The organism is Bradyrhizobium altum (assembly GCF_020889705.1).
GTDB classification, from domain to species: Bacteria; Pseudomonadota; Alphaproteobacteria; order Rhizobiales; family Xanthobacteraceae; genus Bradyrhizobium; species Bradyrhizobium altum.
Map to the genome: position 1 here is coordinate 1 of NZ_JACMYP010000437.1, position 4,251 is coordinate 4,251.

4 protein-coding genes are annotated in these 4,251 nt (G+C 57.3%); 2 read left to right on the top strand and 2 right to left on the bottom strand.

Annotated elements, in window-relative coordinates:
- Nucleotides 1–293: transposase (locus H8B02_RS45710; protein ID WP_229172280.1), on the bottom strand; the 293-nt coding region annotated here is incomplete at its 3' end.
- A gap of 409 nt (nucleotides 294–702) precedes the next feature.
- Nucleotides 703–1,185 carry a MarR family winged helix-turn-helix transcriptional regulator gene (locus tag H8B02_RS45720; RefSeq protein WP_229172281.1) on the bottom strand — a complete coding sequence of 161 codons (483 nt, stop codon included), beginning with the start codon at nucleotides 1,183–1,185 and terminating at the stop codon, nucleotides 703–705.
- A 468-nt stretch (nucleotides 1,186–1,653) separates the two neighbouring features.
- Here H8B02_RS45720 and H8B02_RS45725 point away from each other — a divergent pair, with 468 nt between their 5' ends.
- The gene (locus tag H8B02_RS45725) at nucleotides 1,654–3,183 is read left to right on the top strand and encodes a porin (protein WP_229172282.1); all 1,530 of its coding nucleotides are present in this window, start codon (nucleotides 1,654–1,656) and stop codon (nucleotides 3,181–3,183) included.
- Nucleotides 3,184–3,857: 674 nt separating this feature from the next.
- Nucleotides 3,858–4,160 carry an IS66-like element accessory protein TnpA gene (tnpA, locus tag H8B02_RS45730; protein ID WP_229172283.1) on the top strand — a complete coding sequence of 101 codons (303 nt, stop codon included), beginning with the start codon at nucleotides 3,858–3,860 and terminating at the stop codon, nucleotides 4,158–4,160.
- The last annotated feature ends 91 nt before the right edge of the window (nucleotides 4,161–4,251 follow it).

A 4,251-nucleotide genomic window follows, 5' to 3' on the forward strand; every position in this document is an offset into this window, starting at 1 on the left:
GCGCCGGCGCGCACGATCACCTCGCCAATGGCAATTTCGATCACTGCGCCTGACAAAGACGCCATCTCACCCCCGCAACTCGAGTGCCGCTCGCGATAATGTCGTTCCGCCCGAGCATCACGGCGCCAGGCAAACAGCTGCGAGGGGTGAATGCCAATCCGGCGAGCGATCGCCGATACGCTCGCGCCAGGCTCCAGCGCCTCTGTCACGACTTGGGCCTTAAACTCGTCCGACCAGCGGCGGCGAAGCTGCCGCGGCGCTCCCTCAAGACGGTCGGCGACCGCTTCAATCATATGGAAGGTTCTAGTTCCAGAACTAGGCGCAGACATAGAAGCTCACATCGGCTCACAAACTCAGCAGCCGATAGCTGATTGCTCACCCCCTGCGCCAGACGGGGTCTCTTTGCCGCTTACGGCGCACCCACCCAATGGCCGTGCTGACCGCAACTCCGAACTGCTCGCCGGCCTCATTGCACGACAGCCCGCCGCTCACAACCGCCGCAACGACGCGCTTCCTGAAATCCAAAGAGTAAGGCTTGCCCATCCATGCTTGCCTCCGGCCCAGCCAGCATGGTGAATCAGAAGTCCACCGATTTGGGAATCACAAATCGATTCAAGCTAACTTCATCCCGCTTTAGCAATTGCGGCTTGCGAAGCGTGCTATTCGACGGCTTTGCGCAAAGCGCCAGCTATCTGTTCGTGTCTACAATGCGCCAATATTCAGCTTTTGCGATGCGAATCGGCTATTCTTCGCGATCGAGGTTAGCCGTCTGTTGAGGTAGTCAAGGGACTCCTCATCGAGACCACCGAACATGGTTGAGTAGAGAGCTTCTCTTTTGTCGGACAGCTTCATGATTTCAGCCCGTGCCTTTTGAGTCAGCGAGATCTGCAGGAATCTTGCATCATCAGGCGATGTTACACGGGCTAGAAACTTCATAGCTTCGAGTTTTTTTGTCTGGTTAGTAACAAAGGCGGGGTGGATTCGCAGTTTATTCGCAACCGCAATTCCCGAGACGCCGCGACCTTGGTCGAGCTCGTCAATCGCCATTAGGATCAACCATTGTGGTTCGGTCATTCCTAGCATCTCGGCCCAACTTTTGTGTATTGCCTCCAGTTGGGAGTGGATCTCCACGATGTTCCAGATGAAGTCCGTAACGGCTCTATTGACTTGTTTTTTTTCGGCCATGTTGGTCTTTCCGTTTCAGGTCTGTGCTTATGCACGCGCTTTCTCATTAACTAAATCGCACATATCGATCTTGAACACCTTCTCCGCATAGGCGCCCTGCTCCCGCGTATCATAAATTGACATGTGCAATTAATGTAATTAACCTTGGGCCCCTCGGCTTGTAGTTCCCAAACGAGCTGGTTCCACGTACGCTGGATTTGGGGCAACTCTGAGCCTCCTCACCAAGGATAATCGGTAATAATCGGTTCCTAAGGCTGCTTCCTTCGCTCTAGGTCCGAATGTTGCTAAATTGCGACGCGTCTCGATAAAGGACGCGCTCCCTAATTAATTAATTGAAGCAATTGATTTTTGTAAGTAAAGCTTAGCCGACAGCGAGGGGGACACCTCGAAGTTGTTCCGTCAAGCGTCGGCGAGGCTAGTCGCGGCGGATCTTGAAAGGACGGAAATTTCCAGCTTGGAGGTTCATCAATGAAGCTGACGAGTCTTACCCTATGCTCTGCAGCAATGTTTGCAGTAGCCGGGGCGCAGGCGGCCGATCTTCCGGTGAAGGCGAAGCCTATCGAGTACGTAAAGGTCTGCTCGCTCTATGGTGCCGGATTCTACTATATTCCGGGCACTGATACTTGCATCAAGCTTAGCGGTTTTGTGCGTGCCTGGTTTAGCTTGCGCTCGAATGTTATCGCTGGCACCGCTGACGTTGGTTTGGGTGGCGCGCAAAACCGACTCAGCAATAACTATACGGCCCGATCTCAGGAAACTCTGAACATCGATACGCGGACGGCGACCGAATTTGGCCTGCTGCGCACTTATTTCTCAGCCGGGTACAGGTGGACTACGGGGGGATACACGGCGCAAGGAAACGGATCGACCGTCTACCAGTCGCTCGGCGGGGTTTCCGCACCGAACAACGCCAATCCGGGTGCCGTCGCTGGCGGTACATTGGCTCTCTACGACGCCTTCATTCAGTTCGCTGGTTTTACAATCGGCAGGGCGCAATCCCAGTTCAACTCGCCCTGGTCGGACTATCCGGCCAACTGGTACGACGTGGTGGGCAGCGGCGGCTGGGAGCGCGTGAATCAGTTCACCTACACCACCGATTTCGGCCACGGTATCACCGCCTCTGTTTCGGCCCAGGACCAAGTTGTTAACTACACAACCAACATCTGGAACGTGAGCGTTGCGACTCCCGCAGGTCTCGCTACCGGGACGTATGGTGCCAGTGACATTGGCGGAACGCGCGCCCCAGACCTTGTCGCAATGCTTCGTGCTGATCAGCCTTGGGGCCTGTTCCAGGCGTCGGTTGCCGCCCACGATAACCATGCGGCCTACTATGGCGCGACTGAGGTTACCGGCCATCCGGACGACAAGTGGGGCTGGGCTGGTCAGCTCGCATTGTCGATCAAGAGTCTCCCGACCGGCCCGGGGGATACACTGAACCTCCAGGGCGTGTATACGAAAGGTGCCAGCCGCTATAACTTCCATAGTTATATCTCCAGCACCTTCGCGATGTACGGCGGTACGAGCTTGGCGGGCGCCTACCAGAGCGTCGGATTTGCCGGGGTTTCTGACTCCGTGTTCGTGAATGGCTCCGGTCAGGAGTTGACTACTACCTTCGGCTTTAACGGCGGCTACACCCACAACTGGGATCCGCACTGGGCCACCGCCATCTACGGTGGATGGGGCGCTGTGCGCTATAACGGCACCGCCAAGGGCTTTCTTTGCGGTGCGCTGGTCCCAGGACTCGCGTTATCGAGCGGGTTTGCTGGCTGTAACCCCGACTTCAACTATTCAAGTGTCGGTACATACACTTCCTGGACCCCGGTCAAGGGTCTGACTTTCTTGGCCGAGCTTAACTACACGATGCTGGACCAGAAGTACGCGAGCGGAAGCACTGTGACGTTGCCGCTGCAATCGGGTATCGCAAAGCCGGGGGCTGCGTATGAGCTGAAGAACCAAAACAGCCTCACGATGCTACTCCACGCGCAGCGCAATTGGTGACGCTCTGGCAAACCGCTAAAAGTAGAAAGGAAGCCGATCTCGGCATTTGACCTCCAAAACGCCGCCGGCATGCCCCCCCGGAGGCGTTTTTTTAAACTCCGATCCCACATTCGAGTATGCGAGAACAGTCTCGCGATAGTGTCTGGTCAGTTCGCGGGCCGTCCTTGGCCATCGAGTTAAACACTTGTCCTGGTCGGCGCGATTAGATGTGCGCATCGCAGAGCCATTCAGCGATGCAAGAACGCTTTTTCTTCGATCTGGCTCTCAAGCATAAATTTTCCGAGGCAAGCGGCCGAAGACATTGGAAGAGGAGAGCTGAGACTTTCTGGCCGATTACAAGCTCGATGCGGTGGCCATTCGCGAGCTCCTTTCAAAAAAGGTGGGGCCCACCAAGCGGGTCGTGTCCCCAGTGATGGTGTAGCTCGGTAGAGCAAAGCCACCCGCACGCGCGCCCTCACATAGCGCCGTAGCGGGCGGGCGGCTTTACGGTGGTCACCGGCAGTTCGCCGGTAGGGTCGGGTTGCTGACACCAACCTGATTCGAGGAACCACCGATGACCGATGACATGATGAACCTCCGCACGCTCGTGGAGAAGAGTATGCCTCCGCCAAAGGCCGTCTTGTTTGAGGGACGCGAGGGCTGCAGGTCCTAGGGGTAATCCTAGGAGAAGCGCTATGACGATTTCGCGGGCAGAGATGATCACATCGGTCGAGCGGCGGCGCCGGTGGTCGCAGGATGAGAAGGAACGGCTCGTTGCAGCATCGCTCGAGCCCGGAGCCAGTGTCTCCGAGGTGGCTCGCATGGCTGGTCTTCATGTGAGCCAGCTGTTCCGGTGGCGCGAAGAGCTTCGCAAGCACGGTGAAGCGAGTATAGCGCCGTTCGTGCCGGTCGAGATTGGGCCGTCTGTGCCACCGCGGGAGGTGGCCGACGGCGCGTCGACGGAAGAGCCTGGGCATTATCGAGATCGATCTTGGTAGCGGGCACCGCATCCGGGTCGATGGCGACGTTGACGGAGACGCGCCGAACCTCGATCTTCAGCGCGGCGTCCCGCCTGGCGCGCGCCGACCG